This is a genomic window from Burkholderia sp. Nafp2/4-1b (assembly GCF_003635165.1).
Taxonomy (GTDB): domain Bacteria; phylum Pseudomonadota; class Gammaproteobacteria; order Burkholderiales; family Burkholderiaceae; genus Burkholderia.
Genome location: NZ_ML058597.1, coordinates 349,297 through 376,271, shown reverse-complemented (window position 1 = coordinate 376,271; position 26,975 = coordinate 349,297). Strand labels below are relative to the sequence as shown.

26 protein-coding genes and 1 pseudogene are annotated in these 26,975 nt (G+C 68.9%); 13 read left to right on the top strand and 14 right to left on the bottom strand.

Going from position 1 to position 26,975, the window contains the following annotated elements; genetic code table 11:
* Positions 1-59: 59 nt before the first annotated feature.
* The 6 genes from C7H84_RS01785 to C7H84_RS01760 all read right to left on the bottom strand — a co-directional run bounded on the left by C7H84_RS01785 (position 60) and on the right by C7H84_RS01760 (position 7,490).
* Positions 60-659: a DUF3156 family protein gene (locus C7H84_RS01785; RefSeq protein ID WP_121857128.1), complete on the bottom strand. Its 600-nt coding sequence runs from the start codon at positions 657-659 to the stop codon at positions 60-62.
* Positions 656-2,158, bottom strand: coding sequence for an APC family permease (locus tag C7H84_RS01780; RefSeq protein WP_121857127.1), 1,503 nt, complete (start codon positions 2,156-2,158; stop codon positions 656-658). Before C7H84_RS01780 ends, C7H84_RS01785 begins: the two co-directional genes overlap by 4 nt.
* A 272-nt stretch (positions 2,159-2,430) precedes the next feature.
* On the bottom strand, positions 2,431-3,771 hold the full coding sequence (locus C7H84_RS01775; protein ID WP_121857126.1) for an aspartate aminotransferase family protein: 1,341 nt from the start codon (positions 3,769-3,771) through the stop codon (positions 2,431-2,433).
* Positions 3,772-3,823: 52 nt separating this feature from the next.
* Positions 3,824-5,326 carry an aldehyde dehydrogenase family protein gene (locus C7H84_RS01770; RefSeq protein ID WP_121857125.1) on the bottom strand — a complete coding sequence of 501 codons (1,503 nt, stop codon included), beginning with the start codon at positions 5,324-5,326 and terminating at the stop codon, positions 3,824-3,826.
* Positions 5,327-5,552: 226 nt separating this feature from the next.
* A complete protein-coding gene (locus C7H84_RS01765) occupies positions 5,553-6,284 on the bottom strand; it encodes a helix-turn-helix transcriptional regulator (RefSeq protein WP_121857124.1) in 732 nt (243 codons plus the stop codon).
* A gap of 327 nt (positions 6,285-6,611) precedes the next feature.
* Positions 6,612-7,490 carry a neutral zinc metallopeptidase gene (locus tag C7H84_RS01760; protein WP_121857123.1) on the bottom strand — a complete coding sequence of 293 codons (879 nt, stop codon included), beginning with the start codon at positions 7,488-7,490 and terminating at the stop codon, positions 6,612-6,614.
* A 489-nt stretch (positions 7,491-7,979) separates the two neighbouring features.
* Between C7H84_RS01760 and C7H84_RS01755 the strand changes: the two genes are divergently transcribed.
* The 5 genes from C7H84_RS01755 (at position 7,980) to C7H84_RS01735 (ending at position 12,977) form a co-directional block, all read left to right on the top strand.
* Positions 7,980-8,771, top strand: a complete 792-nt coding sequence (locus C7H84_RS01755; RefSeq protein WP_121857122.1) for an SDR family oxidoreductase — start codon at positions 7,980-7,982, stop codon at positions 8,769-8,771.
* A gap of 189 nt (positions 8,772-8,960) precedes the next feature.
* Positions 8,961-10,010 carry a LysR family transcriptional regulator gene (locus tag C7H84_RS01750; RefSeq protein WP_121857121.1) on the top strand — a complete coding sequence of 350 codons (1,050 nt, stop codon included), beginning with the start codon at positions 8,961-8,963 and terminating at the stop codon, positions 10,008-10,010.
* Positions 10,011-10,109: 99 nt separating this feature from the next.
* Positions 10,110-10,799, top strand: coding sequence for a DUF4286 family protein (locus C7H84_RS01745; protein WP_121857120.1), 690 nt, complete (start codon positions 10,110-10,112; stop codon positions 10,797-10,799).
* A gap of 100 nt (positions 10,800-10,899) precedes the next feature.
* A complete protein-coding gene (locus C7H84_RS01740) occupies positions 10,900-12,219 on the top strand; it encodes an MFS transporter (RefSeq protein WP_121857119.1) in 1,320 nt (439 codons plus the stop codon).
* Positions 12,220-12,275: 56 nt separating this feature from the next.
* Entirely contained in the window at positions 12,276-12,977 is a 702-nt protein-coding gene (locus C7H84_RS01735) for a DUF2848 domain-containing protein (RefSeq protein WP_121857118.1), read from the top strand.
* A 93-nt stretch (positions 12,978-13,070) separates the two neighbouring features.
* Here C7H84_RS01735 and C7H84_RS01730 read toward each other — a convergent pair whose 3' ends face one another.
* Complete coding sequence (locus C7H84_RS01730) at positions 13,071-14,051, bottom strand: NAD-dependent epimerase/dehydratase family protein (RefSeq protein ID WP_121857117.1); 981 nt, start codon at positions 14,049-14,051, stop codon at positions 13,071-13,073.
* Between the two features lie 99 nt (positions 14,052-14,150).
* On the opposite strand from C7H84_RS01730, the gene C7H84_RS01725 reads away from it, so the two are divergent.
* A complete protein-coding gene (locus C7H84_RS01725) occupies positions 14,151-15,050 on the top strand; it encodes a LysR family transcriptional regulator (protein ID WP_121857116.1) in 900 nt (299 codons plus the stop codon).
* Positions 15,051-15,099: 49 nt separating this feature from the next.
* Here the strand turns inward: C7H84_RS01725 and C7H84_RS01720 are convergent, their stop codons facing one another.
* Together C7H84_RS01720 and C7H84_RS01715 are read right to left on the bottom strand one after the other, a co-directional pair.
* Positions 15,100-15,420, bottom strand: coding sequence for a hypothetical protein (locus C7H84_RS01720; protein WP_121857877.1), 321 nt, complete (start codon positions 15,418-15,420; stop codon positions 15,100-15,102).
* A 53-nt stretch (positions 15,421-15,473) separates the two neighbouring features.
* Positions 15,474-16,346, bottom strand: coding sequence for a LysR family transcriptional regulator (locus C7H84_RS01715; RefSeq protein WP_121857115.1), 873 nt, complete (start codon positions 16,344-16,346; stop codon positions 15,474-15,476).
* A 165-nt stretch (positions 16,347-16,511) separates the two neighbouring features.
* Here C7H84_RS01715 and C7H84_RS01710 point away from each other — a divergent pair.
* Positions 16,512-17,971: pseudogene (locus C7H84_RS01710) on the top strand (MFS transporter).
* 80 nt (positions 17,972-18,051) lie between these two features.
* Here the strand turns inward: C7H84_RS01710 and C7H84_RS01705 are convergent.
* On the bottom strand, positions 18,052-18,270 hold the full coding sequence (locus C7H84_RS01705) for an oxidoreductase-like domain-containing protein (protein ID WP_121857114.1): 219 nt from the start codon (positions 18,268-18,270) through the stop codon (positions 18,052-18,054).
* Between the two features lie 122 nt (positions 18,271-18,392).
* Here C7H84_RS01705 and C7H84_RS01700 point away from each other — a divergent pair, with 122 nt between their 5' ends.
* Positions 18,393-18,803 (top strand): RidA family protein, encoded by a 411-nt coding sequence (locus C7H84_RS01700; protein ID WP_121857113.1) that lies wholly within the window; start codon positions 18,393-18,395, stop codon positions 18,801-18,803.
* Between the two features lie 33 nt (positions 18,804-18,836).
* Here the strand turns inward: C7H84_RS01700 and C7H84_RS01695 are convergent, their stop codons facing one another.
* Positions 18,837-19,550 carry an SDR family NAD(P)-dependent oxidoreductase gene (locus C7H84_RS01695; RefSeq protein WP_121857112.1) on the bottom strand — a complete coding sequence of 238 codons (714 nt, stop codon included), beginning with the start codon at positions 19,548-19,550 and terminating at the stop codon, positions 18,837-18,839.
* A 330-nt stretch (positions 19,551-19,880) separates the two neighbouring features.
* Between C7H84_RS01695 and C7H84_RS01690 the strand changes: the two genes are divergently transcribed.
* On the top strand, positions 19,881-20,558 hold the full coding sequence (locus tag C7H84_RS01690) for a dihydrodipicolinate reductase C-terminal domain-containing protein (protein WP_121857111.1): 678 nt from the start codon (positions 19,881-19,883) through the stop codon (positions 20,556-20,558).
* A gap of 140 nt (positions 20,559-20,698) precedes the next feature.
* Here C7H84_RS01690 and C7H84_RS01685 read toward each other — a convergent pair whose 3' ends face one another.
* Both C7H84_RS01685 and C7H84_RS01680 read right to left on the bottom strand, forming a co-directional pair.
* Positions 20,699-21,508 (bottom strand): SDR family oxidoreductase, encoded by an 810-nt coding sequence (locus C7H84_RS01685; RefSeq protein WP_121857110.1) that lies wholly within the window; start codon positions 21,506-21,508, stop codon positions 20,699-20,701.
* On the bottom strand, positions 21,505-22,338 hold the full coding sequence (locus C7H84_RS01680) for a molybdenum cofactor biosynthesis F family protein (protein WP_121857109.1): 834 nt from the start codon (positions 22,336-22,338) through the stop codon (positions 21,505-21,507). Before C7H84_RS01680 ends, C7H84_RS01685 begins: the two co-directional genes overlap by 4 nt.
* Positions 22,339-22,508: 170 nt before the next feature.
* Here C7H84_RS01680 and C7H84_RS01675 point away from each other — a divergent pair, with 170 nt between their 5' ends.
* The 3 genes from C7H84_RS01675 to C7H84_RS01665 all read left to right on the top strand — a co-directional run bounded on the left by C7H84_RS01675 (position 22,509) and on the right by C7H84_RS01665 (position 25,216).
* Positions 22,509-23,303 (top strand): AraC family transcriptional regulator, encoded by a 795-nt coding sequence (locus C7H84_RS01675; RefSeq protein ID WP_121857108.1) that lies wholly within the window; start codon positions 22,509-22,511, stop codon positions 23,301-23,303.
* Positions 23,304-23,506: 203 nt separating this feature from the next.
* Positions 23,507-24,472: a DMT family transporter gene (locus C7H84_RS01670; protein ID WP_121857876.1), complete on the top strand. Its 966-nt coding sequence runs from the start codon at positions 23,507-23,509 to the stop codon at positions 24,470-24,472.
* Positions 24,473-24,667: 195 nt separating this feature from the next.
* Positions 24,668-25,216: a permease gene (locus C7H84_RS01665; protein WP_121857107.1), complete on the top strand. Its 549-nt coding sequence runs from the start codon at positions 24,668-24,670 to the stop codon at positions 25,214-25,216.
* 90 nt (positions 25,217-25,306) lie between these two features.
* Here C7H84_RS01665 and C7H84_RS01660 read toward each other — a convergent pair whose 3' ends face one another.
* Positions 25,307-25,441 (bottom strand): entericidin A/B family lipoprotein, encoded by a 135-nt coding sequence (locus tag C7H84_RS01660; protein ID WP_011659177.1) that lies wholly within the window; start codon positions 25,439-25,441, stop codon positions 25,307-25,309.
* 236 nt (positions 25,442-25,677) lie between these two features.
* Between C7H84_RS01660 and C7H84_RS01655 the strand changes: the two genes are divergently transcribed.
* The gene (locus tag C7H84_RS01655; protein ID WP_121857106.1) at positions 25,678-26,970 is read left to right on the top strand and encodes an aspartate carbamoyltransferase; all 1,293 of its coding nucleotides are present in this window, start codon (positions 25,678-25,680) and stop codon (positions 26,968-26,970) included.
* The last annotated feature ends 5 nt before the right edge of the window (positions 26,971-26,975 follow it).

Below are 26,975 nucleotides of genomic sequence, written 5' to 3'. Positions count from 1 at the left end.
GGCATCTCCGGTGAAACCCTGAACCTGCGTTGCGGCCGCACGGCGCGCAACGTCACAGCTTACCCCCGCAAAATTCCGCGTAGCGCGGTTTCGAATGCAAGACACGCGGCCGACAGCGCGGCGGCCTGCTCGCCGGTCAGGCGGACATAGCGGCGAAACGACGGCATCCGGTTCACGACCTCGCTGCCGCCGAACGGCACGACCGCAAGCGTCCAGCGCCCGTCGCGCGCGGCGATCGTGCAGTCGGTCAGGTGCAGCGGGCGCAGCGCGGCGGCGAGCGACGGATCGGCGACGAGCGCCGCCACCGACCGCACGAATGCGGGGTCGCATCCCGGCAATGGCTCGGCCGCGACGCCGGTACATCGCACCCAGCCGGTCTGCTGGACGCGTGCGCGGCCCTGCCCGGCTGGACCACTCACAGTTACGGACACCTGCACGCTGACCGTATGCATCAGGAACTGCCGGTCGACCCCTTCGTCGATGCTTACGTGCACGCCGTTCGGCAACTGCGCCGCGGCGTCGCCGGCCACGTCGTGCGCAGCATGCGCGTCGCGCACCGCGCCCAGGTCGGCCAGCACGCGCGCGGCGATCGCGCCGGGCCGGTAACCCGGCGGCGGCGCATCGGGCGCCGCGCGCCACCGGGCGAGCGCGGCCCTCACGATACGACGTGCTCGTTGCGCAGCACTTCTTCGACCGGCACCGGCTTGAACGGATGCCGGCGCTGCACGACGAGCGTCCAGAACAGCGCATACAGCGCGGTGAGCCCCAGCATCGCACCGAACGGCACGTAGATGTCGCGTGCGTTCATGCCGGGCGGCGTGATGTACCAGATCGCGAGCACGATGCCGACGCTCGACACGATCTGCGGCAGCGGGAACCACGGCGAACGGTACGGCCGCGGCAAATCCGGCCGCCGGATGCGCAGCATCACGACCGACGCGGTGACGAGCAGGTACGCGGTACCCCACGCGCAGGTCGCGGCAAGCACGAGGTGCAGGATGCTGTCGAGGTTGCCGTTGATCAGCCATGCATGGAAGATCGGCACGATCGCCGCCGCGGCGATGCCGACCACCGGCGTCTTGAAGCGCGGATGCAGATACGCGAAGCAGCGCGGCAGCGCGCCGTCGATCGCCATCCCGTACAGGATCCGCGGCAGCCCGGCCATCAGCGTGTTGATCGTCGCGGCGCCCGCGCACAGGAACGCGATGCCGAACCAGATGCGGCCGAACGGCCCGAGCACCTGCAGCGCGAACGCGGGAATCGCGCCCGGCGTGTCGAGCAGGTGCGTGAGGCCGTCGGCGCTCACCGGCACGTTCGCGACCTGGCGGCGGATCGCCGCGCCGTACAGGAACATGCAGATCGCGACGCCGACGAGGCCGATCGCCATCGCGCGCGGAATCGTGCGGCCCGGCGCCTTCATCTCCGGCGCGAGCGGCGTGACGAACTCGCAGCCGACGAACATGAACATCGCCATCCCGACCAGCGACAGCACGGCCGGCACCGACGTGCCGACTTCCGAGCCGCCGAACCAGCCGTCGAAATGCACGGCCGGCGCGGCCGCGAGGCCGAGGATCCCGAAGATCATCAGCGACAGCCACATGCCGGCCGTCAGCACGATCTCGAGCTTGCTGAACACCTTGATGCCGATGATGTTGGTGATCGCAAACGTGACCACGAGGCCGACGCCGACGAGCCACGAGCTGTTGTGCTTCTCGAACGCGGCGTTCAGCGATTCGAAGTTCACGAGCGCCATGATCCCGCTCAGGATCGTCTCCGCGGTGCCGGCGAACACGTGCACGAGGAAATACGCGGAAATGGTGCCGGTGATCGCCCAGAAGCGGCCGAGCCCGCACGACAGGTAATCGTAAACCGAGCCGGCCGTCGGCAGCATCGCGGCGGCTTCGGAGAACGTCATGGCCTGCGCCTGCATCATCACGAACGCGATGATCATCGCGACCGCGAACGCCCAGCCGCCCATCCCGAAGCCCGACGTCGCGGTGAGAATCACCGGGCTCGCCATGATCAGGCCCACGGCACTCGCCAGCGCGGTCGGAAAACCGACCGCACCGGCCTTCAGCACCGTGCCGCCGCCCGCTTCAGCCGGCCCGCCGGCGGGCGTCCCGCCCGCGGCGCCGGTCACTCCAGACCATCCCGACATCTTCGTCTCCTTGCTGTATCGGCCGGCGCCGCCACTGCGGCGTCCGCTCCGACTCCATGCTCCACGGTCTGCCCGGGGAACCGCGCGCCAGCGCTTCGTCACCCGGGCCCCTGTCGTTGCAATCCTGCTCCGATGTCGAAAAAATACGCAGGCAAAATAATCCGGTCATAGCGCAAATCGGCAAACCGGCGGTGGGCAGCGGGTTATCCCGCCCCCCGCCGCCGGTTCGTCGTCACACGCTCACGGCGTCACGCCGCCGCGCCGTCATACCGTCATGCGAACGGCACGGCCTCGAAGCCGGCCGCGAGCGCGTCGACGATCCGGTCGAGCTGCTCGCGCTGGATCACGAGCGGCGGCGACAGGATGATCTTCGTGCCGACCGGACGCACCAGCACGCCGTGCTCGCGCGCCACTTCCGCGACCGCGTTCGCATAGCCCGACAGCGGGTCGATCGGCTCGCGGGTCTGCTTGTTCGCGACGAGGTCGAGCGCGAGCATCAGCCCCTTGCCGCGCACTTCGCCGACCGCCGGGAAGCGTTCCGGGAAAGATCGAAGCGCTTCGAGCAGATACGCGCCCTGCTTCGCCGCGTTCGCCGGCAGGTCTTCCTTCACGACGATGTCGAGGCTCGCGATCGCGGCCGCGCACGCGACCGGGTGCCCGGCATACGTGTAGCCGTGCATGATCGCGCCGCCGAAATCCGCGTTCGCGGCGAACGCATCTTCGATTCGCGCGTTCACGGCCGTCGCGCCGAGCGGCACGTAGCCGGACGAGATGCCCTTCGCGAGACACATGATGTCCGGGCGCACGCCCCAGCCGCGGCTGCCGAACAGGCTGCCGCTGCGGCCGAAGCCCGTCACGACTTCGTCGGCGATCAGCAGCACGCCGTAGCGGTCGCACACCTCGCGCACGAGCGGCCAGTAGTTGGCCGGCGGCACGATCACGCCGCCCGCGCCCTGCACCGGCTCGGCGATGAACGCGGCGACCGTGTCGGGGCTCTGGAACTGGATCTCGCGCTCCAGCATTTCCGCGCAGATCCGGCCGAGTTCCTCCGGATCCTGCGTGAACGGGTTGCGGTACAGCCACGGCGTCTCGACGTGGAAGCAGCCCGGCAGGTTCGGCTCGTAGTTGCGGCGGAACACCGTGTTGCCGTTCACCGACGCGCCGCCGAAGTGCGTGCCGTGATAGCCCTGCTTCAGCGAGATGAACTTCGTACGGTCGGCCTGCCCGCGCACCTTCCAGTACTGGCGCGCGATCTTCAGCGCGGTCTCGATGGCATCGGAGCCGCCCGAGCTGTACAGCACACGGCGCATCCCTTCCGGCTCCAGCATGTCGATCAGCTTCTTCGACAATTCTTCCGCGCGCGGGTGCGAGATGCCGTCGAACAGTTGGAAGTATTCGAGCTCGTCGAGCTGGCGCACGATCGCGTCCTTCACTTCCTGGCGGTTGTGCCCGACGTTCACGTTCCACAGGCCCGCGACGCCGTCGACCAGCTGCTTGCCGGTTTCGTCGAACACGTAGCAGCCGTCGCCGCGCACGATGCGGATCGGCTTGCGCTGTTTCATCTCGTTCGGGTGCAGCATCGGGTGCCAGAACTTTGCTTCGTTGTAGCTCATTGCAGTCTCCACTTGGGGATCGGTTTTTGCGGTTGTTGGATGGGCCCGCGCGTCAGTGCGCGATGCAGACGGATTTGGTTTCGGTGAAGCCTTCGATCGCGTACTGGCCGAACTCGCGGCCGATGCCCGATTGCTTGTAGCCGCCGAACGGCATCGACGGATCGAGCGGAATGTGACAGTTCACCCACACGGTGCCGGCCTCGATCTGCGGCACGAGGTTCATCACGCGCTTCAGGTCGTTGCTCCAGATGCTTGCGGCGAGGCCGTACGGCGACGCGTTCGCGAGGCGCACCGCGTCGGCCGCATCGTCGAACGGCACGACGACGATCACCGGGCCGAACACCTCGTCGCGCACGATCGCGCTGTCCGGATGCGGATCGGCGATCACCGCCGGCTTCACGTAGTAGCCGGGCAGGTCGTCGGCCGGCGTGCCGCCGGCGAGGAACGTGAGGCCCGCGCGGCGCGCGCCTTCGATGTGCTCGACCACCTTGTCGCGATGGTGCGCGGACACCAGCGGGTTGATCTGCGCGGTCGTGTCGAGGCCGGCGCCGAGCTTCATCGACTGCGCGACGCCCGCGAGGCCGTCCGCGAGCTGCGCGAACTTGCTGCGGTGCACGTAGATGCGCGACGCGGCCGCGCACACCTGCCCCTGGTTGAAGAACGCGCCGGCCGCGACGCCGTCGAGCGCCTGCGCGACGTCGACGTCGTCGAGCATCACGATCGGGTTCTTGCCGCCGAGCTCGAGCGAGAAGCGCGTCATGTTCTGCACGGCCGCCGCGCCGACCAGCTTGCCGGTCGCGGTCGACCCGGTGAACGAGATCTTCGCGATCGACGGGTGGCTCGCGAGCGCGGCACCGCAGACGCGGCCGCCGGTGACGACGTTGAACACGCCGGGCGGCACGCCGGCTTCGCGCGCGAGTTCGGCGAGGCGCAGCGCGGTGAGCGGCGTTTCAGGGGACGGCTTCAGCACGATCGTGCAGCCGGCCGCGAGCGCGGGAATCAGCTTCCACACCGCGATCATCAACGGGAAATTCCACGGCACGATCGCCGCGACCACGCCGACCGGCTCCTTGCGCGTATAGGCCGTATAACGCGCACCGGGCGGAAACGGGATCGACACGTCGAGCGTCTGGCCGGTGATCTTGGTCGCCCAGCCGGCCATGTAGCGCACGTATTCGACGCTCGCGCCGACCTCGATCGCGCGCGACACGTGGATCGACTTGCCCTGGTTCAGCGTTTCGAGCTGGGCGAGCGTTTCGGCGTCGGCTTCGATCAGGTCGGCGAGCTTGAGCAGGATGCGCTCGCGGTCGGCCGGACGCAGCCCGCTCCATACGCGTGTGTCGAACGCGTGCTTCGCGCTGGCGACCGCACGATCGACGTCGTGCGCGTTCGCATCCGCGACCGTCGCGAGCCGCTCGCCCGTCGCCGGGTCGTATACGTCGAGCCGCGCGGGCGAGCGTGCAGGCTGCATTTCACCGTCGATGAAGAGGCCGAATTCGCGTGCGACGAAGGTGCGCACGGTGTCGCTGACGGCGACGAAGTTCGTGGTGCTCATGGGCGTCTCGATAGTTGTCGTGGCTGGGCCGCGTGCGCGTCGGCATGCGGTTTCGGACCACTTTATCGACGGGGGAAGGCGCCCGGTGAGCGCAAATTGGCAGCGCGTGGGCGGTTGAAATGCGGGTGACATGGAAGCGCGATGGCGCAGCTGCGTGATGCGGCGGCGCAAGAACGCCGCGTTATCGTCAGATGAATCTCGCGGCGTGAATACGAGTACGGAAAAATTACAGGAACAATGCGCCGACGAGTTCGGTGCGGTTCGATACGCCGAGCTTCCGGTACATGCGCATCAGGTGTGTCTTGATGGTCGGCTGGCCGAGCGCCAGATCGCGGGCGATTTCCTTGTTCGAGCGGCCGTCGCGCACGAGGCGGGCGATCTGTTCCTCCCGGTAGGTCAGCCGCTCCTCGCAATCGATGCGGTGAATCCCGCGCCGCGCGCGCAGCAGCGGGCCCAGCGCGGCTTCGGCGACCGGCTGCAGCCGGGCCAGCGCGTCGATCTCACCCGGTGCGAACGGGCCGGCCGCGCCGTTGGCGCGCGCGTCGCCGTTTCCGAAGCGCAGCAGGGAAAATGCGCCGACGGTGCGGCCCGCAGCGTCGCGCAGCCAGATCTCGACGACGTCGGCCACATCGTGTCGCCGCAGGAAGCGGGTCCAGTACGCGGACGCGTCGCGTCGCTCGTCAGGCAATTGGGATGCGAGCGTCACGACCGCGCGTTCGCCTGCCGCGCAGCGCGACGGATGCAGCGGGTCGAGCATCCGGTAACGCGCGATGTAGGTGCGATGCATCGCTTCCGGCATCCCGAACAGTTCGAAATCGGCCGGCTCGCCGCTCAGGTCGAGCCGGTAGAACACGATCGCGGACGGGCTCGCGAATGCGTCGAACGCGTCGACGCACGCGCGCAGCGCGCGCTGCCAGTCGGCGGCTTCGTGCTCGGCGGGAACGGATGAGGTCGGCATGATGGGAGCGGCCGGCGGCCGAACGCGTCGAAGTTCGGGCCAGCCTACCGGCGCGGAAATGGGCCGGTGAGCCCAAATCGGCAAGTCGTCTGCGAGCGGTGAGCGGTGGGCGCACCGGTCGTAGGTCGTATCGCGCCAACAGGATCTGCGTCGGGCAATCATGCGCCGTGCAGCGTGCCGTCCACGATGGACGTCGAAGGTGGCGCGAGACATCGCTCGCACCGATCCAGCGCGATCGGAACAATCAGCGAAGTGTTCGGGACGGCCGCGCGTGCGGCCTCGACACCGAGGCGCCGGAGTGTGTGCGCCCCGTCGTGTCAGTCACGATCAGTGCGCGTTCGCGGCGAACGTGTCGCAGGCACTGACCTCGCCCGACTCCATCCCGCGCCGCAGCCAGTACACGCGCTGCTCGCTGCTGCCGTGGGTGAAGCTCTCCGGCACGACGTAGCCCTGGCCTTGCTGCTGCAGCCGATCGTCGCCGATCGCGGCCGCCGCCTTCAACCCCTGCTCGAAATCGCCGGGTTCCATCAGATGCTGGTTCGCGCGCTGCGCGTTGTTCGCCCACACGCCGGCGAAGCAGTCGGCCTGCAGTTCCATCCGCACCGACAGCGCGTTCGAGCGTGCTTCGCTGGAACGACGACGTGCGGCGTCGACCTTGTCGGAAATGCCGAGCAGGTTCTGCACGTGGTGGCCGACTTCGTGCGCGATCACGTAGGCCTGGGCAAAATCGCCGCCCGCGCCGAAGCGCTTGCGCAGTTCGTCATAGAAACCGAGATCGATATATACCTTGCGGTCGCCCGGGCAATAGAACGGCCCCATCGCGGTCTGGCCGGTGCCGCACGCGGTCGGCGTCGAGTTCGTGAACATCACGAGCTTCGGCGCTTCGTACTGTGCGCGCAACTGGGTATTGAAGACGCCCGTCCACGTGCGCTCGATATTGCCGAGCACCTTGCGCGTGAACACCGCGCCCGGGTCGCTCGCCGGCGCGCCCTGGCGCTGCGCGGGCGCGGGCTGCGACTGCTGCTGCCGGCCCTGCAATGCCGATGCGCCTTCGAGCACGACGCGCGGGTCGATCCCGAAGAAATACGACGCGGCCAGCGCGACCACGATCGTGCCGATGCCGATCGTCGCGCGGCCGCCGCCAAACCCGCCGCCGCCGCGTCGATCCTCTACGTTTGCGCTTTCTGTTTCGTCGTCCAGCCTCATTGCCGGCCCCTCCCTGTCCTTGTCGATGGCCCGACCGCGCGATGCGCAACCGGGCGATCCGTCACCGTGACATCCACCATCGGCGGACGCGATTAAGCCGCATAGGGCGCACGCTCACGCCGATCTCGCCGGCGGCCGCTCCGCTTGCACGACGGAATCGACCGGCCGGCGCGCCGCGCGTCGATGCGCGGGCTCACCTGCTCTATTTTGCCGGGCTTTCGCGACTTATCGCAAAAATACGGAGGATAGAGCGATTCGGCATCGAACATCGTCAGCCTTTGCAAAATGGGGCGGTGTTTGGGTGTTTCGCTATCTTGCTAACGTGCCATTTCGCCGGCTGCAGGTTGGCGGTCGGCGGTCGCCGGAGGACCGCGTTGCACGGAACGGGTGCCGGCCATCCGGCCAGTCCGCGTTCATCCTTTCGGCGGATACCGGCGTGCGTCGACGCCCCCTAAAGTGACCGGAAACGCCCCCCTTCCGGAGAACGACATGACGCACCCGCAACCCCGCACGATCGCGATCACCGGCGCAGGCACCGGCATCGGCGCTGCGTGCGCGCGCCGCTTCGCCGCCCGCGGCGACCACGTCGTGCTGCTCGGACGGCGTCGCGCACCGCTCGACGCGCTCGCCGCCGAGATCGGCGGCCTCGCACTGGCCGGCGACGCCGCGAGCACGGCCGACTGGGCCCGCTTCCTGCCGGCGATCGGAGAACGCTTCGGCCCCGTCGATTCGCTCGTCGCATGCGCGGGCGGCCACGGCCTGGGCCGCGCGGACGAAACCGACGACGCACTGTGGCGTGACGCGATGCACGCGAATCTCGACACCGCGTTCGTCAGCGCACGCGCCTGCCTGCCCGACCTGATCGAGCAGCGCGGCAGCATCGTGCTGGTCGCGTCGATCGCCGCGCTCGCGGCCGGGCCCGGCGTATGCGGCTACACGGTCGGCAAGCATGCACTGCTCGGGCTCGTGCGATCGCTCGCACGCGACTACGGGCCCTACGGCGTGCGCGCGAATGCAGTGTGTCCCGGCTGGGTCCGCACGCCGATGGCCGATGCGGAAATGGAACCGCTGATGTCAGCGTACGGCGACACGCTCGACGGCGCGTACGCGCGCGTCAGCGCCGACGTGCCGCTGCGGCGCGCCGCCGATCCGGACGAGATCGCGACCGTATGTGCGTTCCTGGCTTCGCCGGACGCGTCGTTCGTGACCGGTGCGACGCTCGTCGCCGACGGCGGCGCAATGGTCGTCGATGTGCCGACACTCGCGTTCGACAAGCTGTGACGTCCGGGAACGCGCCACCAGCGCGACGGCTCGCGGCCGTCGGCCGCACGACGTTTCATGCGCGTGCTCCGGCACGCCGGCGCTCCGCTCTGGCGCGAAGCGCGCGCCCTGCGTTTCCCGCCGCGGAAATCCGCTAACATCGACCGATCCCGTCGCCCCGCGCGACACTGCCTCACCGTTCGGACTTCGATGAACATCCGGTTTCTGGAAACCTTCGTCTGGCTCGCGAAGCTGGAAAACTTCCGGCTCACGGCCGAGAAACTTCACACGACGCAGGCGGCCGTGTCGAGCCGCATCGCGTCGCTGGAAGAGGCCTTCGACGTGCGGCTGTTGGACCGCAACACGCGCTCGGCCACGCTCACGCCCGCGGGCCGGCGCATGCTCGCGTACGCGGAGCGGATCGTGCGGCTCGACGGCGAGATGCGGCGCGACATCGACGCGGCGAGCGACGCGGGCCTGATCCGGATCGGCGTGATCGAATCGATCGTGCACAGCTGGTTTCCGGCGCTGATGGCGCAATTGCGCGAGCGCTATCCGCGCCTCGACGTCGAGATCACGAGCGACACGACGTTGCACCTGATCCGCCTGCTGAGCACCGACGGCGTCGACCTGATCCTGCAGACCGACCCGGTGCCGGGCCCCGACTTCACGAACCTGCCGCTGTGCGAATTCCCGGTGCGCTGGGCAGCGAGCCCGCGTCTCGCGCTCGGCGGCGAACGGCTCGACGTCGCACGGCTCGCCGCGTACCCGATCATCAGCTTCTCGCGCCACTCGGGGCCGCACGCGACGATCGAGCGGCTGTTCGCGGCCGTCGAACGGCCGGCCAGCATCAACTGCATCACGTCGGTCGCCGCGATGATCCGGCTCGTCGCCGACGGCTTCGGCGTGGCCGCGCTGCCGCCCGCGATCATCGGCCGCGAATTGCAGGAAGGCGCGCTCGAACTGCTCGACGTCGAACCCGAATTCCCCGCGCTGCCGCTCGTCGCGTCGTATCGCACGCAGGGCCTGCCGGTCGCCGCGCGCATCGCAGAACTGGCGAGCGAAGTCGCCCGCGCGATGTCGGCGGCGGCGAGTCATGCGACGCTCGGCGCATCGGCAGTCAAGACTGATTCCGTCGACAACGCACCGGCCCGACCAGCGGCCAAAACCAAGACCAAAACGAACACCGCAGCGGCAAAACGCACATCGAAATCCGCACCATCCGCCGCGCCGGCGAAACGCCTCCCGCGCCGCTCATAAGAAAACCTGTTCACCGCGAATTTGTTTTCTTGTTGGACGGGCGCGGCCCGTCTTCGGGACACTGCAATTCCTGACACACCGCGTCGCAAGGAACCCGCAATGACCCGTCTTTCCCTTCCGCACGGCCAGCTCTGCGTCTGGACGGATATCGACCCCGCGCACGAAGCCGATTTCAATGCGTGGTACGACCGCGAGCACATGCAGGAGCGTGTCGCGATTCCCGGCTTCACGCATGCGCGGCGGTTTCGCGCGACCGACGGCGGCCCGCGCAAGTACCTCGCGCTGTACGTCACCGACGCGCTCGACGTGTTCCGCAGCGATGCGTACCGGCGCGCGTTCGCGCAGCAGACCGCCTGGTCGCTCGCGAACTTCGAACGCATGACGGGCACGCAGCGGCGCGTCGGCGACCTGACGATCGAGGCCGGCGACGGCGAGGGCATGCATCTCGCGCTGTTCGTGCTGCCGCCGGACCGTATCGACGTGCCGCACTTGCGCGAACGCTTCGACTTGGCGCTGCGCGAACCCGGCATTCATGCGGCGCGGCTGTTCCGCACCGCACCGGACCTCTCCGCGCCGATCGGTGCCGATGCAGCCGCGCGCCCGGCCGCCGACGCGCTCGTGCTGATCGAAGGCAGCGACGCCGCGGCCACCCGCCGCGTCGCCGCCGCGATCGCCGGCCACGACGACGTGCGCACGTTCGACCTGCTGTGGCGCGCCGCCGCGCCGCTGCCCGCTGCACATCGCGATACCGAAACACAGCCGGCGGCTGCAGCCGAACTACCCGCCTGAACCCGACCGCGGCCCGCGACCCGACATCGGCCGCCGCGTGCCTGCACCGCACGCGGCCCGCGCATCAGGCGCCGCTCGCCACCCCGCCATCCTTCACGACATGCCCGACACCATGAGCACTCTCGCCCAGCCCGCCGCCCACGCGCCCCGCCGTGTCCGCAACAGCCGACTCGCGACCGCGAGCATGATCGGCACGTCGCTCGAGTGGTACGACTTCACGATCTACAACACGCTCGCCGCGCTCGTCTTCAACCATCTGTTCTTTCCGTCGGTCGATCCGCTGGCCGGCACGATCCTCGCGTTCTCGACCTACGCGGTCGGCTACGTGTCGCGTCCGCTCGGCGGCTTCGTGTTCGGCAATCTCGGCGACCGCATCGGCCGCCGCGCGGTGCTGATGCTCACGCTCGTGCTGATGGGCGTGACGACCGCGCTGATGGGCGCGCTGCCGACTTATGCGCAGGCCGGCATCCTGAGCCCGATCCTGCTCGTCGCGCTGCGCTTCGTGCAAGGCGTCGCGCTCGGCGGCGAGTGGGCCGGAGCGGTGCTGTTGTCGGTCGAGCACGGCGACCAGAAGCGGCGCGGGCTGTCCGCGTCGTGGACGCAGATCGGCCCGTCGTTCGGCACGCTGCTCGGCACCGGCTGCATCGCGCTCGTGACGCTGGCCACCACGTCCGGCGACTTCCTGTCGTGGGGCTGGCGCGTGCCGTTCGCGGCCAGCGCGCTGCTCGTCGTGTTCGGCTTCTGGCTGCGCCGCGGCGTCGACGAAACGCCGCAGTTCGAGCAGCTCGCCGAATCGCATGCGACGGCCGACGTGCCCGTCGCCGAAGTGCTGAAGTGTCACTGGCGGCACCTGCTGATCGCCGGTGGCTCGCGGATCGGCTCCGACGTGCTGTATGCGCTGATCGTCGTGTTCACGCTGACCTACGTGACGACCGTGCTGCACCTGTCGCGCCCGGTCGCGCTGACGGCCGTGATGGTCGGCACGGCCTGCAACGCGCTCGCGGTGCCGTTCTTCGGCGCGCTGTCGGATCGCTTCGGGCGCCGTCCGGTCTATCTCGCCGGCGCGATCGCCGGGATCGTGTGGGCGTTCGTGTTCTTCACGATGCTCGACTCGGCGCGGCCCGGTCCGATCGTCGCGGCCGTCGCGATCGGCCTCGTGATTCATGCGGTGATGTATGGCCCGCAAGGCGCGTTCGTCACCGAACAATTCCCGACCCGCGTGCGGTATGCGGGCTCGTCGCTCGCCTACACGCTCGCGGGCATCGTCGGCGGCGGCTTCGCGCCGCTCGTGATCGCCACGCTGTTCCGCGAGACGGGCACGACGACGGCCGTGTCGCTGTACGTCACCGCGGCGCTCGTCGTCACGTCGATCGCGCTGCTCGCCGCGCGCGAAACCGCGCACCGGCCGCTCGCCGATTGAGCGTCCGGTCGACCGACTCACTCCGTCATTCATTCGCACCTCAAACGGATATCAGCATGCAAGCCCTGTCGTTCAACGTGATGCCCTTGCAAGGCACGCCGGCCCAGGTCGACGTCGAGATCGAACGCGTCGTGATTGCCGGCTGGGCCGGCCGCGACCCGGCCGCGATCCGCGCGCACATCGACGAACTCGCGGCGCTCGGCGTCGCGCCGCCGTCGACCACGCCGTGTTTCTATCGCGTGTCGCCCGCGCTGCTCACGCAGGCGCCGTCGATCGGCGTGCTCGGCACGCGCTCGGGCGGCGAAATCGAATGCGTGCTGATCGACAGCCCGGCCGGCACGCTGGTGACGCTCGGTTCCGACCATACGGATCGGGAAGTCGAAGCGTACGGCGTCGCGGTATCGAAACAGGTGTGCGCGAAACCGCTGGGCCGCGACGCGTGGCGTCATGCCGACGTCGCCGCTCACTGGGACGCGATCGAGATGCGTTCGTGGCTGGTGAAGCCCCGCGGCGAACGCGTCGCGTATCAGCACGGCGCGGTCAGCGGGCTGCTCGCGCCGGCTGCGCTGTGGCAGCGCTTCGACGATCGGCGCACGATGCCCGCACGCTGCGCGATGTTCGGCGGGACCGTCGCCGTGCACGGCGCGATCGCGGCGATGGAAGACGGCGACGCGTTCGAGATGGAACTGCACGATCCGGTGCTCGGGCGCAGCCTGCGGCACCGGTATGCGGTCGAGGTGTTGCCGGTCGTCGCGTGACGGAAGACGGCCGATGGCCAGCCAACGCAATAAAGGGCATGAACCGCGTACCGCGCCGCTAACCGCCGTCACCACTCTCTGCCACCCTCGCCGTCATCGCAAGCACCCCAGCCCCGCCAGCGTCGCCTCCACCGCCGTATCGAGCGGCGTCACGGGCTCGCGACCGAGCACGGCGGTCAACCGCGCGTTGTCCATCCGGAGCGGCTCGCGCCACAGGTACCGCATCTCGAGCATCTCGCGCATCGTCGTGACGAACGGCGCCGCGACCCACACGAGCCACCACGGGAACCGCCGCACCGTCGGCTGCATTCCGTGCCGCTGCGCAACGCGGCGCACGGCCTGCGCCATCTGCGTGCCGTCCGCGTCCCAGTAGCCGCCGAGATGGAAGCGCGCGAACGGCTCCAGCGTGTCGCGTCGTTCGACCAGTTCGACCATCGTGCGCGCGACGTCCGGCAGGTAAGCCCATTGATGGCCGACGCCCGGCCGGCCCGGCACGCTGATGGCGGCCACGGGCCGCCCGGCCTTGACGACGCCCTGCCCGAACCAGTTGTTGCCCGCGTGCGCGCCGAAGAAATCGCCGGCCCGCACGATGATCGTCCGGACCCCTTGTGCGGTCGCCGCTTGCAGCCGCCGCTCCAGCTCGACGCGGATCGCGCCCTTGCGCGTCACCGGGTGCTGCGGCGCTTCTTCGTGCAACGCCGGGAACGCGTCCGGGCCGAAGTTGTAGACCGTCCCCGGCAGCACGACGGTCGCCTGCGCCACCGTCGCCGCCGCGATCGTGTTGTCGATCATCGGCAGCACCTGCTCGCTCCAGTTCCGGTAGCCCGGCGGGTTCACCGCATGCACGATCACGCTGCACCTACGTGCCGCGCGGACCACCGCCTCGCGGTCGAGCGCGTCGCCGCGCAGCCACGAGATACCGTCGCGTTCTACCGTCTCGGCGTCGAGCCCGCGCTTGAGCGCGCGTACCTGCCAGCCGGCATCGCGCAGTTGCCGCGCGACCTCGCCGCCGATTCCCCCGCTCGCGCCGAGCACGAGTGCCTGTCGTTGCGTTCCGCCTGCGTTCGCCGTCATTGCCGTTCTCCGTGAATGAACCGTTGTCAGCACGCATTCTGGCCATTGATCTCCTCCAAAGGAATTGCCTAACAAAACCGATCGGCTATACATTTATGTATGGCCATCGATCTGAACTGGGAACGCTACCGCACCTTCCTCGCCGTGCTGACGGAAGGCTCGCTGTCGGGCGCGGCACGCGCGCTCGGCATCACGCAGCCGACGGCCGGCCGCCACGTCGCGGCGCTCGAAGCCGCGTTCGGCCAGACGCTGTTTACGCGTTCGCCGTCGGGGTTGCTGCCGACCGAGGCGGCCCTCGCGCTGCGCGGCCATGCGGAGGCGCTGCGCAGCGCGGCGGCCGCGTTCGAGCGGGCCGCCGCAAGCCACGGCGCCGGCGTGCGCGGCACCGTGCGGATCTCGGCCAGCGACGTGATCGCAGTCGAGGTGCTGCCACCGATGCTCGCGCAGTTGCGGCGCGACCATCCGGGGCTCGTGATCGAGCTGGTGGCGACCGACCGCATCCAGGACGTGCTGAACCGCGAGGCCGACATCGCGGTGCGGATGGCGCCGCCCGTGCAGGAAGCGCTCGTCGCGCGGCGCGTCGGCGAGATCGACGTCGGGCTGCATGCGCGCGACGATTACCTGGCGCACAACGGCACGCCGTCGACGATGGACGAACTCGCGCATCACGCGCTGATCGGCTTCGATACGGTGACGCCGTTCATTCGTTCAGCCGGGCGCGGGATGCCGTTCTGGAGGCGCGACGCGTTCGCGCTGCGCACCGACAGCAATCTCGCGCATCTCGCGATGATTCGCGCGGGCTACGGGATCGGCTTCTGCCAGAACCGGCTCGCGCAACGCGATGCGCGGCTCGTGCGCGTGCTGCCGGACGCCCCCGCGATGAAACTCGAAACCTGGGTGGTCATGCACGAGGATCTGCGCACGAGCCCGCGTTGCCGGGCCGTGTTCGATGCGCTGGCGAACGGGCTGCGCGCGTATGCGGAAGGCACGCCCGACTAGGCCGTTCGCGCCGACCGCGCACGCGGATCGCCGCGGCGCGCGGTATTCGTTATTCGTAGATCTTGCCGGCGAACAGGATGTCGGCGATGCGCCGCCATGGGTTGTCGGGCAGGTCGTAGCAGCGCAACCCTTCCTCGGACGCTTCGGCCCAGTCGACCATCGCCTCCAGGTACTCGCCGATCGAGCGGTTTTCCCAGCCGAGCGCGGCCGCTGCGTACGGCGCCGACGGCACGTCGGCCTCGAGCTGGCGCTCCTTGTGCCAGTCGTGGCCAAGCACGCGCAGGAAATGGATCAGCGAGCGCTCGTCGACCACCCGCTCGAGCGCATGCTGAAGCCGCGCGGCCATCTGGCCTTTCAGTTCGTCGTTCATGCGTATCGTCCCTTGCCGGTTCCCCGGAAACGTGCCGATCGCGCGGCACGACTTCACATCAGCAACTGCCGCGACAGCACCTCGCGCGCCTGCGTGACCGTCTCGCGTTCGCCCGGCGTCGGCGGCGTCAGCGAGAACACCGCGTCCGGCAGCGCCGGCAGCCGGTATTTCGCGCCGAGCCGCACGAGGCCGTCGCCGATCGCCGACGCGCACAGGCAGCCGACGCCGAGCCCCGCCGCGAGCATCGACTGCAGCCCGGCGACGCCCGACGCGCTATGCACCAGCACGTACGGCGCGTGCTGCTCGTCGAGCGAGCGCACCGCGATCTGATGCATCATGCAGTCGTCCGGCAGCAGCACGAGCGGCAACGGCGCGGGCAGCTGCTCGGCGAGTGCGGGCGACGCGACCCACGACAGCGGTTCGCGCCGCAGCACCCAGCGCGTATCGGCCGACGCGGGCCGGAACGGGCCGCTCGACAGGTTCATCACGACACCGAGATCGATCTGCCCGCGCGCATGGGCGGCCTCGATCTCCGCGCTCTTCATCGCGCTCACGTGCAGGCTCAGTTGCGGGTAGCACTCCCGCAGCCGCGCGAGCAGGCCCGCGACTTCATGCGTCCGGTAGTAGTCGGTGATCGCGACGCGCAGCTCGCCCTTGATCGCCTGGCCGCGCAGTTCGTCGAACGCGGCCTCGTTCAGCGCGACGATGCGCCGTGCATGCTGCAGCAGGCGCGCGCCGGCCGGCGTCGGCTCGACGCCGCGCTTGCTGCGCACGAACAGCGGCACGCCGGCGCGCGATTCGAGCTTGCGCACCTGCTCGCTGACCGTCGACTGTGACAGATGCAGCAGCGGCGCGGCCGCCGTGAGGCTGCCCGCATCCGCCACCGCCGCAAATGTGCGTAATTGATCCAGGTCGAAACCGCGCATCGCCTTCTCCATCCATCGAATAACCCGATGGATGCTACCACCTATTCCCGCTTTTCCGATTCATCGGCGGTTTGCAGAATATCGGTTCAACGGCCAGCCTGAACCCGTTTCGACGCAATACGGGATTCGGCATGCTTACGGCCCTCATTCTTCCGGACTCCGCTCATGACCGACAACACCCTCGCCCGTTGCGCGCCAGCCGGCGCGGCCGCCGCGGCCCGCCGCGCAGCCATCACGGCTGGGCGCTCGTGGTCCTGCTGGTCGGCGCCATTCTGCCGCCGCTCGACTACTTCATCGTGAATCTCGCCCTGCCGGCCATCCGCGACGGCATCGGCGCGCGGCCGGCCGAGCTCGAACTCGTCGTGTCGGCCTACGCGTGCGCGAACGCCGTCGTGCAGATCACCGGCGGCCGGCTCGGCGACCTGTACGGGCGCAAGCGGATGTTCATGATCGGGATGGCCGGCTTCGTCATCGCATCGGCGCTGTGCGGGCTCGCCGGCAGCGGCGCGGTGCTGGTCGGCGGGCGCGTGCTGCAGGGCCTGTTCGCCGCGATCCTCGCGCCGCAGGTGCTCGCGACGATCCGCAGCGTGTTCAGCCCGCAGGAGCAGGTTCGCGTGATGGGCTTCTACGGGTTCGTGTTCGGCCTCGCGGCCGTGATCGGCCAGCTCGGCGGCGGCGCGCTGATCAGCCTGCATCCGTTCGGGCTCGGCTGGCGCGCGATCTTCCTCGTCAATGTGCCGATCGGCGTCCTCGCGCTGCTCGGCAGCTGGCGCTTCATCCCGGAAAGCCGGCCGCCGCGCGGCCAGCGCATCGACGTGCCCGGCACCGTGCTGCTGTCGCTGTTCCTGCTGATGCTCGTCTATCCGCTCACGCACGGACGCGAGGCCGGCTGGCCGCTGTGGATGGTTGCGTGTGTCGTCGGCGCGCTGCCGATGCTCGGCGCGCTGCTGGCGGTCGAAGCGCGCCGGCTCGCCGGCGGTCGCGATCCGCTGCTCGACGTGCGCCTGCTGCGCAACCCGATCGTCGCGCTCGGGCTCACGCTCGCGTTCCTGTTCTACATGCTGAGCGCGTTCTTCCTGAGCTACGGGATCTATCTGCAGGGCTGCCTGAACTGGTCGCCGCTCGCGTCGGGGCTGGCGATCCTGCCGCTCGGCATCGGCTTCCTCGCGAGCCCGCTGCTGATGCCGCGCCTCGTCGAACGGTTCGGCGGCCATCGCGTGCTCACGCTCGGCTTCGCGATGCTCGCAGCCGGCGTCGCGACCGCCGCCGCGCTGGCCGGCGACCACGCGCCCGGCCCCGGCTTCTATGCGGGTATCGCGGCGATCGGCATCGGCCAAGGGCTCGTGCTGCCGTCGGTCGTGCGGATCGTGCTCGCGGAAGTCGACGCGTCGCGCGCCGGAGTCGCGTCCGGCATGGTCACCGCGATGCTGCAGATCGGTGCCGCCGTCGGCGCGGCAACGCTCGGCGGATTGTTCTTCGCGCGGCTCGGTGCGCAGCCCGGTGCGCTCGACTACGTGCAGGGGTTCAGAGCAACGATGTGGGCGCTGACGGCCGTGCTGCTCGTGTGCGTCGCGTTGTCGGCCGCGTTGGGGCCGATGCATCGACGGGTGCGGGCCGGTGCGTGACGCAACTTGGTTCGGAACACGTTGGCGGCAGTGAAACTGAAACGGTGCCTGCTCCACCGCCGGGCGGTAACGGGATCACGTCACGAGTGCTGCTTCTGTTGCGCGTGGCGTGCCTCCCATTCGGCCAGTTCGATGCGATAGCGCGCCAGCGCTTCGTCGTACAGATCGAATACGCACGGTGAGCAGCCGCTGTTGCAGCAGTCTTCCAGTTCGGGTTGGACGGGTGGGGTCGGACGCGGATCGTCGGGCAGCGTATCCGCAGAATCCGCAGGGGCAGGCTTGGTCACGGCTTCGGTCATATGAGGTTGAACGGCCAGTATAAAGTGATGGTCGGCGGCATGCAGCCATGCACCGCCACGGCACCGTGCGTCCGGGCATCCGTCCATCCGCCCATCCGCCGTCGACGAACAGGAGTCGCGTCATGCCCGAAGCAGTGAATCCGCCGGAAGTCTGGGCGCCGTTCGGCGCGTTCTCGATGGCCGTGATCCAGGGCGATGGCCGCATCGTGCATCTGAAGGGGCAAGTCGCGCTCGACCGGGACGGACATGTCGTCGGTGCCGGCGACATGCGGGCGCAAGTCCGGCAGACGCTCGTCAACATTCGCGACGTGCTTGCCGCGCTGGGCGGACAGATGCAGGACGTGATCTCGCTGGTTCACTACGCAACCGACATCGACGCGTTCATGCAGGCCGGCGACATTCGCAAGGCGTTCTTCGCCGAGCCCTATCCCGTGACGACGACCGTCCAGGTCGAGCGGCTCTACCACCCCGATCTGCTGATCGAAATCGCGGCGGTCGCGGAGATTCCGCGGGTGAGATTTCGCACGCCCTGATGTCGTAGTCGCGTCAGGTAGTCCGCTCCCTCGCTACACCACCCGACCGCTCACCGGAATCGACGCGCCGGTAATCGCCTGCGCGTCGGCCGACAGCAGGAATCCAATCGTGGCCGCGAGCTGCTCGGGCCGCACCCAGCGCGAAAAATCGGCGTCGGGCATGTCCTTGCGGTTCGGCGGCGTGTCGATGATGCTCGGCAGCAGCGCATTCACGGTCACGCCGCGATCGAGCAGTTCCGCCGCCAGCGCTTCGGTGAGCCGCGCGACGCCCGCCTTCGCGGCTGCATACGCGCCCATCCCCGCGCCGGCCTTGAACGCCGCGCCCGCGCCGATATTGACGATGCGGCCGGCCTGGCTTGCCACCAGGTACGGCAGCGCGGCCTTCGACGCGTTCAGCGCCGTCTTCACGTTGAGCTCGTACATGCGGTCCCACGTGGCCGCATCGCCGTCGGCGATGGTCTGCCACACGAACGCGCCCGCGATGTTCAGCAGCGCGTCGACGCGGCCGAATTCGCGATTCACGGTGTCGAGCGCGTGCGCGGCCGCCTGCGGATCGACGAGGTCGATGCCGCCGATGCACAGCGCATCGGCCGGCACGCCGGCCAAGGACTGCGCGTCGGGCGCGGCGCCGCGGCCGATCAGCGCGACGCGCGCGCCGCGCTGACCGAGCCAGGCCGCGGTGGCGACGCCGAGATGGCCGAATCCGCCGGTAATCGCGATTGCCTTGCCTTCCAGGTCATGTTCCATCGATGTGCTCTCCAGGGTCGAGGGGGTTGGATGATACGCGGTTCGGAGCCGTGCGGCCGCGACACGGACAGACTCGTTCGACGTTTCAACAGCGTAGCGCCGTTCACGCTTGCGTGCGAACCACGGCGAACGAGCGGGCGCCGACGAATCCGCCAAGTCGATGCACCGACGTGTGAGCGAAACCGATGCGCGCCCGCACTCGGGCGTCCGCGCGGGCATAATGCCGAGGCCGCTACGCTGCGCGGCACAACGGGCACCGCGATGTCGCCAGTCTTTCGAACGCGCTGCGCCGGTTGCAAATCGAAACTCGAACCTCACCCCATCCATCCCATGCAAGTACTCGTCGTAGGCACCGGCAAGCTCGCAACCGAACTGCTCGGCTCTCACCGGCTCGATCCGGCAACCTGTCGCGTGATGGCGTGGTCGGACCGCGCACGCATCGATGCCCGTTCGATCGTCGTGCACGCCGGATCCGGCCGCGAGCTGCCCGCCGCGATCGAATTCTGCCGCGCCACGCACTCGCCGCTCGTCGAGCTGTCCACCGGCTCCGATATCGAAACCGGCGCGCACGACTTCCCGGTCGTGCTCTGCCCGAACACCAACATCCTGATGCTCAAATTCATGAGCATGCTGGAAACCAGCGGCCATCTGTTTCGCGACTGTCGCATCAGCGTGACGGAGTCGCATCAGGCCAGCAAGACGTCGGTGCCCGGCACCGCGGTCGGCATCGGCCGCTCGCTCGGCGTTCCCGCACACGATATCCGTTCCGTGCGCGACGCCGCCGAGCAGCGCGACACGCTGCAGATTCCCGACGATCAGCTCGGCCGCCATGCATTCCACCGGATCGTCATCGAGGACGGCGCCTGCAGCCTGCAGTTCGAATCGCGCGTGTACGGCGCGTCGCCCTACGCGGACGGTGTGTCGCGCATCGTCGACGCCGTCCGGCAGCACGAGCTCGAACCGCGCCGCTACTCGATCGTCGAGTTCATTCAAAACGGCTGGCTGTAGGGGCGCCGCCGCGCGGGGCCGACTGCCGACGCACCGGCCGGCACGCCCGGCGAACCGCGCGTTGGCGTTGGCGTTGGCGTTGGCGTTGGCCTTCGCCTTCGCCTTCGCCTTCCTTCGCCTGCACCATCATCGCGCGCCAGTCACCCGCCGCCCAGCACGGCCCCGCTCTCCGGCAGCGTCGCGCCGCCATCGACGACGATCGTCTGCCCGGTGATGTACGCCGCATCGGCCGATGCGAGAAACAGCATCGCGTTCGCGATGTCCTCCGGCTCGCCCATTCGCGCGAGCGGAATGTCGCGCGCGATCAGCGCGGCCACCGACGCATCGCCGAGATTGCTTGCCGCCGGCGTACGAATCATCCCCGGCTCCACGCCGTTGACCGTCACGTTGCGGCGCGCGAGTTCGAGCGCGGCCGCGCGGATGAAGCCGTTCACGCCGGCCTTCGACGCCGCGTAGTGCGCGAGCCCCGGATAGACGACGCGCGGCCCGGTCACCGACGACGTGACGAGCAGCCGCCCGGTGCCCGCGCGCTCGAATGCCGGCAGCGCTGCCTGCGCGAGCCAGAACAGCGCCGACAGGTTGACCGACAGCGTGCGTTCGAGCGTCGGCTCATCGATCTGCGCAAACGGGACCAACGGGAAATACGCGGCGTTGTGAACGACGACATCGAGCCTGCCACCGTCGCGCTCGACCGCCGCGACGAGCGCAACGAGTTCGTCGCGGCTCGCGGCGTCGACGCGATACGCACGCGCATTGCCGCACGCGCTGGCGAGCGCGTCCGCCTGCGCGGCAGCCGCATCGCCGTTGAGATCGGCGAGCGCGACGAACGCGTCGGATTCCGCGAAACGGCGCGCGATCGCCGCACCGATTCCCTGCGCGGCGCCCGTGACCAGCACGACGCGACCGCTGAAATCCGCGCGCAGCCTGCCGCTGCCGAGCACGGCGTTCATCGCGGCGCCTCGCCGTCGAGCGGATGCACGGTTTCGTTCAGCACCTGCGCATGCGCGCCGACCGGGAAGTTCGACAGCGAGCCGAAATCGCCGCCCTGATAACCGAAGATCTTGCCGTCCGTCTTGCACTGCGCGAGGTCGATCAGCACGACGCCGAGCGTCGGCACCACCTTCTCGCGCCATACGAACAGATACAGTTGCTCGGCGATCCTGAAGTAATGGCAGCGGTCCACATCGGCGAGCCCGCCCTCGACACCCTGCAGGCACTGCCATGCATAGAAGTTCTCGTTCAGGTAGATGTGCTCGTAGCACTCGGTCGGGCTGTAGCGGTACATCGTCCGCTTGCCGATCAGTTCGCGCGTGGGCCCGTGCAGCGCGCCCGGCTGCGCATGGCCGCCGAGCGTGCCGTGGCGGAACGCCGCATCGACGCCGGTCAGCGGCAGCCCGCGCGCGACACGCGTGAACGCGTCGATATGCGTGTCGGCTTCGGTCGGCAGCGTGCCGATCACGGATGTCCATACACCGCTGCCTACGTCGATCACGAGGCTCACCGACGTCGCGCGCGCGTTCGGATCGATGTAGTCGACGAAATACAGGTCGTCGCGCAGCCGCGTGACGCGGCACGGCGCACGGCCGCCCGTGTCGGTCGCCGCGTCGCGCCATTGCACCGCGTCCGCGTCGAACGTATAGACGCGCCACGCGCCCGATGCGTCGCCGAGGGTGAGCGAGCGCCCGACGAGCGCGTTCACGGGCGTGAGGATGTTCGCGTCCGGCGCGAAACCGTCCGCGAGCGCGCCAACCTGAATGAATACCGGATCCTGTCGTTCCACCTGCCGTCTCCCGCGCAGCCTCAGGCCCGGCGGGCCATGTACGCTGCTCATGTGCACATGGTGCCGGCTGCGCGCGCCGCGCGGTATCGGCCAAAAGGATGAAGGGCGCGCGGCGCCGGAACGCGCTAAAGTGCACGTGATCCGCGCCGCTGCCGGCGCGAGGAGCGCCCATGCACCGTGTCACCCATTACCGACGGACCAACGAAGGAATCGAGGCGATCAGCCTCGAGTCCGATCGCGCATTTCCGCGGCATGCGCACGACGAATTCGGGGTCGGCGTGATCGTCAGCGGCGCGCACCGGTCGTGGAGCGGCCGCGGGCAGGTCGACGCGCTGGCCGGCGACGCGATCATGGTCAATCCGGGCGAAATGCATGACGGCATGCCGATCGACGCGGATACGGGCCGGCGCTGGCGGATGCTGTACCTCGCGCCCGCGCTGGTCGCGGGCGTCGCGGCGGAAGAAGGCTTGGGCGGTATCGAGCTCGCGCATCCGGCCGTGCGCGACGCCCGCCTTGCCGCCGCTTTCGGCCGGCTGCATGCGCGGATCGTCGCGGGACACACGCCGCCGCTCGCCCGCGACGAGGCGCTCGTGATGCTGGTCGCCGGGCTGCTCGCGCGGCATGCGAATCGCACGCTGCCGGCCGCCGGTGTCGCACCGGCGATCCGCGTGGCCCGCGAGCGGCTCGATGCGGCGCCCGCCACGCCCGTTTCGCTCGCGGAACTCGCCAGCCTGAGCGGCGTGAGCCGGTTCCAGTTGCTGCGCGGGTTCGCGCGCGAGTTGGGCATCACGCCGCATGCGTATCTGGTGCAGTCGCGCACGCGGCTGGCTCGCGCACTGCTCGCGAGCGGCCGGCCGATCGCGGATGCCGCGGCCGAAGCCGGTTTTGCCGACCAGAGCCACCTGACGCGCGCGTTCGCACGCCAGTTCGGCATCACGCCGGGACGCTTCACGCAGGCCGGCTGACCGGTACTACAGTCGACGAGACACAGCGACGGTCGCGCGACGGTGCCGATCGCTGCGAATCGGCGGCGACGACCGATGATGCCGGCACGCCCGATCATCGGGAGACACAGGCTGCAGCACACTGGTGGCCTTCCGCTGCGTTCGGTAACGCCGCTGCAATTTCGTTCAAGACGCCCATAGCGCTGCACGCGATGATGCGGCGCATGAAGACACGACTGATCGGCTATCTCTATCTCGCCGCCGCGATGGCGGGCGTCGGCAGCACCGTCATCGCGAGCCGCCTCGCGGCCGGTGGCCTGCCGCCGTTCGCGGCCACGGCGCTGCGCTTCCTGATCGCGACACCATTGCTGTTCGCGTTGATGCGGGCGCAACGGATGCGGTGGCCCCGCGTCTGCGCACGCGACGCCGTGTTGCTGGTGGTGCAGGCGGCGGCAGGCGGCGTCGGCTATACGGTGCTGCTGATCAGCGGCACGAAGCTGTCGTCGCCGGTCGATGCGGGCGTGATGCTCGGCACGTTGCCCGCGATGTCGACGCTGATCGCGGCCGTCGTGCTGCGCGAGCGGCAGACGCCGCGCGACTGGGGCGCGGCCGCACTTGCCACCGCCGGCGTGCTGTTCATCACGTTCGCGCCCGGCCAGGCGCTGCCATCGCTCCGCACGCTCGCCGGCGACGCACTGGTGCTGGCTGCCGTCGCATGCGAAGCCGTGTTCATCCTGCTGAACCGCCGGTTGTCGGCGCCGTTGCCGCCGCTCGCGCTGTCGACGGCGATGTCTGGTCTCGGCTTCGCGCTCGCGCTGGTGCCGGCCGTGTTCGAATGGCACGAACTGGCCGCGGGCTGGACCGTCGGCGCGGTGTCCGCGATCGCGTATTACGCGCTGGTGCCGACGGTACTCGGCTACCTGTGCTGGTATGCGGGCTCGGCACGCACGAGCGGCACCGAGGCCGCGCTGTTCACCGCGGTCGCGCCGGTGTCGGCGGTGCTGTTCGCGGTCACGCTGTTCGGCGAGACGCTGGTTGGCACGCAACTGCTCGGCATCGCACTCGTCGTCGCCGGGATGCTGGTGGGCGCGACGCGGCGACGTGAATCGCCGGCACGCGAACCTGAAACGGACGTGCGGTCGAGGCTGACTGCCAAATCGGTAGCGTGCGCACCGACCAGCACCGATTGATCTGCGTCCGGCGCGCGGCACGCGGAGCGTCCACGACGGCGCCACCCGTCTTTCGATAGCCCGCCGCAGCCCTACCTCGACAATGACTGTAGGAATGTGTCCGCGCGCGGCAAAACCGTTGCGCACCGTCGCGCAAGATGCAATATTCGCGTGGCCGGGCCATTTGACAACCATCGAACAATAATTCGCATCGACATGAACAAGAAGGAAGCCAAAACAAGAATCGCGGCACTCCTGTCCGCGGGCGCGAGGAAAGCCGACGTGCTGGCCGAACTGGCCGGACAGGGGCTCAAGGAGCACGTGCTCGCACGCCTGATCGCGTCGCGCGCGGACCCCGAGCTGTGCCGGAAGAACAAGGTGCACACCCTCATCCTGGTCGGGCTCGGCATCGCGCAACTATTGATCAGCATCGGGCTGGCGTACCTGCTGTTGGTGGAGACCCTCAGCAAGGGCGCGTCGTTGCTGTTCCTCGCCGTGACGGTGCCGCTGTCGCTGCTGTTCATCTGGGGCTTCGCGACCCATCGCGTCGGCGCGTATCACGCGTTCATCATTCTGTCGCTGCTGCAACTGCCGAAGATCATTGCCTCTCTCGGGCACGATCCGTCGTCCGCGGTGCCGAGCCTCGTGGTGACCGTCGTGCTCGTCGGCTACGTCTGGTTCGTCCGCAACCGGCTGTTCCCGGATTTCGGCTGGTTCACGCCGCGCAAGGTCGACGGCCGCTACGCGTTCGTGGAAACCGCCTGACGCCGCGCGCCGCGAACGATAAAAAAGGCGCCGGCCCGCCCCGCAATCGCGGGACGGGCCGGCGCCTTCTGCATACCGGAACCCGGCGGCTTACTTGGCCTTTTCAGCCGAGTCGCTGATCGCCTGGCCGCCCTTCGAAATGTCCTGCCCCACGCCTGCAACGGTATTGCAACCGGCGAGCGCGGCGGTCACCACCAGCAGCACTGCAGCAATCGTACGCGTCATTCTCGTTCTCCTTTCGAATCAACAAGCCCGACCGGGCGAATCGTGTGCGGCGTGGCGCCCTGCGGCGCGCAGGACACGGGGCCTGACCTGATTATACGGAGACGGCTGCCGCGCGCCAGTAGAGACCGAGGCGACGTTGCGGGCGGCCGCGCAATCGCTCGCGCAGATTTTCCTTGACTTCGCCCACCTGCGAACTAATATACGCATCGCGTATATTTTTCATCAGGGTGCCACCGATGACCGTTCCCCAGCAAGCCTTCCTGCGCGACGCGATGCGCCGCCTCAACATGACCCGCGAAGCGTTCGCGAGCCGCATCGGCGTCAGCCGTCGTGCACTGGATACCTGGTTGTTGCCGGACGACTCGCAGGAATCGCGCGGGATGCCCGAGATCGTCGAGCGCTTCGTGTCGGAAATCGTCGAACGCTCGCCGGATGGCGGAGACTATACGCAAAGCGTAGACAAACAAGGCCTCGCGAAGCAATTCCTGTTCGAAGGCAAGCCGCAGCTGATCTCGGTGGACCAGTTCTCTCGGGACTCGGTCGAGGCGCTGTTCCGCGTCGCCGACGTGATGCAGCCGATCGCGCGCCGCCACAAGATCTCGCGCGTGCTCGAAGGCGCGGTGCTCGGCAACCTGTTCTTCGAGGCCAGCACGCGTACGCGCGTATCGTTCGGCGCGGCCTTCTGCCGGCTCGGCGGCTCGGTGTGCGACACGACCGGCTTCACGTTCTCGTCGATGGCCAAGGGCGAATCGATCTACGACACGAGCCGCGTGATGGCCGGCTACGTCGATGCACTCGTGATCCGCCACCCGGAGAAAGGCTCGGTTGCCGAATTCGCGCGCGCGACCAACCTGCCGGTGATCAACGGCGGCGACGGCCCGGGCGAACACCCGAGCCAGGCCCTGCTCGACCTCTATACGATCCAGCGCGAGTTCTCGCGGCTTGGCAAGATCGTCGACGGCGCGCACATCGCGCTCGTCGGCGACCTGAAGTACGGCCGCACCGTGCACTCGCTCGTCAAGCTGCTTGCGCTGTACCGCGGGCTGAAGTTCACGCTCGTGTCGCCGCCGACGCTCGAAATGCCGGCGTACATCATCGACCAGATCGCGACCAACGGCCACGTGATCGAGCAGACGAACGACCTCGCGGCCGGCCTGCGCGGCGCGGACGTCGTCTACGCGACGCGCATCCAGAAGGAGCGCTTCACCGACGAGTCGTTCGAAGGCTACACGCCGGATTTCCAGATCAACCAGGCGCTCGTGGATTCCGCGTGCAAGCCGGACACGCTGATCATGCACCCGCTGCCGCGCGACAGCCGGCCCGGCGCGAACGACCTGTCGGTCGACCTGAACCGCGACCCGCGGCTTGCGATCTTCCGCCAGACGGACAACGGCATTCCGGTGCGGATGGCGATCTTCGCGGTGCTGCTCGGCGTCGAGAATCTCGTCCAGCATTCGATGCGCGACGCGACGTGGCGCCCGCCGGCATACCTCGGGCCCGAGGATGCGGTGTTTCACGGGATCGATTGATCTGA

Coding starts and splice junctions, on each gene's coding strand:
- C7H84_RS01765 (WP_121857124.1), bottom strand. CDS start 6,284: ATGCCGACCTCATCCGTTCCCGCCGAGCACGAAGCCGCCGACTGGCAG.
- C7H84_RS01670 (WP_121857876.1), top strand. CDS start 23,507: ATGAAGACACGACTGATCGGCTATCTCTATCTCGCCGCCGCGATGGCG.
- C7H84_RS01725 (WP_121857116.1), top strand. CDS start 14,151: ATGGCCATCGATCTGAACTGGGAACGCTACCGCACCTTCCTCGCCGTG.
- C7H84_RS01655 (WP_121857106.1), top strand. CDS start 25,678: ATGACCGTTCCCCAGCAAGCCTTCCTGCGCGACGCGATGCGCCGCCTC.
- C7H84_RS01665 (WP_121857107.1), top strand. CDS start 24,668: ATGAACAAGAAGGAAGCCAAAACAAGAATCGCGGCACTCCTGTCCGCG.
- C7H84_RS01775 (WP_121857126.1), bottom strand. CDS start 3,771: ATGAGCTACAACGAAGCAAAGTTCTGGCACCCGATGCTGCACCCGAAC.
- C7H84_RS01770 (WP_121857125.1), bottom strand. CDS start 5,326: ATGAGCACCACGAACTTCGTCGCCGTCAGCGACACCGTGCGCACCTTC.
- C7H84_RS01780 (WP_121857127.1), bottom strand. CDS start 2,158: ATGTCGGGATGGTCTGGAGTGACCGGCGCCGCGGGCGGGACGCCCGCC.
- C7H84_RS01685 (WP_121857110.1), bottom strand. CDS start 21,508: ATGAACGCCGTGCTCGGCAGCGGCAGGCTGCGCGCGGATTTCAGCGGT.
- C7H84_RS01745 (WP_121857120.1), top strand. CDS start 10,110: ATGACCCGTCTTTCCCTTCCGCACGGCCAGCTCTGCGTCTGGACGGAT.
- C7H84_RS01695 (WP_121857112.1), bottom strand. CDS start 19,550: ATGGAACATGACCTGGAAGGCAAGGCAATCGCGATTACCGGCGGATTC.
- C7H84_RS01705 (WP_121857114.1), bottom strand. CDS start 18,270: ATGACCGAAGCCGTGACCAAGCCTGCCCCTGCGGATTCTGCGGATACG.
- C7H84_RS01760 (WP_121857123.1), bottom strand. CDS start 7,490: ATGAGGCTGGACGACGAAACAGAAAGCGCAAACGTAGAGGATCGACGC.
- C7H84_RS01660 (WP_011659177.1), bottom strand. CDS start 25,441: ATGACGCGTACGATTGCTGCAGTGCTGCTGGTGGTGACCGCCGCGCTC.
- C7H84_RS01730 (WP_121857117.1), bottom strand. CDS start 14,051: ATGACGGCGAACGCAGGCGGAACGCAACGACAGGCACTCGTGCTCGGC.
- C7H84_RS01755 (WP_121857122.1), top strand. CDS start 7,980: ATGACGCACCCGCAACCCCGCACGATCGCGATCACCGGCGCAGGCACC.
- C7H84_RS01720 (WP_121857877.1), bottom strand. CDS start 15,420: ATGAACGACGAACTGAAAGGCCAGATGGCCGCGCGGCTTCAGCATGCG.
- C7H84_RS01740 (WP_121857119.1), top strand. CDS start 10,900: ATGCCCGACACCATGAGCACTCTCGCCCAGCCCGCCGCCCACGCGCCC.
- C7H84_RS01735 (WP_121857118.1), top strand. CDS start 12,276: ATGCAAGCCCTGTCGTTCAACGTGATGCCCTTGCAAGGCACGCCGGCC.
- C7H84_RS01690 (WP_121857111.1), top strand. CDS start 19,881: ATGCAAGTACTCGTCGTAGGCACCGGCAAGCTCGCAACCGAACTGCTC.
- C7H84_RS01750 (WP_121857121.1), top strand. CDS start 8,961: ATGAACATCCGGTTTCTGGAAACCTTCGTCTGGCTCGCGAAGCTGGAA.
- C7H84_RS01675 (WP_121857108.1), top strand. CDS start 22,509: ATGCACCGTGTCACCCATTACCGACGGACCAACGAAGGAATCGAGGCG.
- C7H84_RS01700 (WP_121857113.1), top strand. CDS start 18,393: ATGCCCGAAGCAGTGAATCCGCCGGAAGTCTGGGCGCCGTTCGGCGCG.
- C7H84_RS01715 (WP_121857115.1), bottom strand. CDS start 16,346: ATGCGCGGTTTCGACCTGGATCAATTACGCACATTTGCGGCGGTGGCG.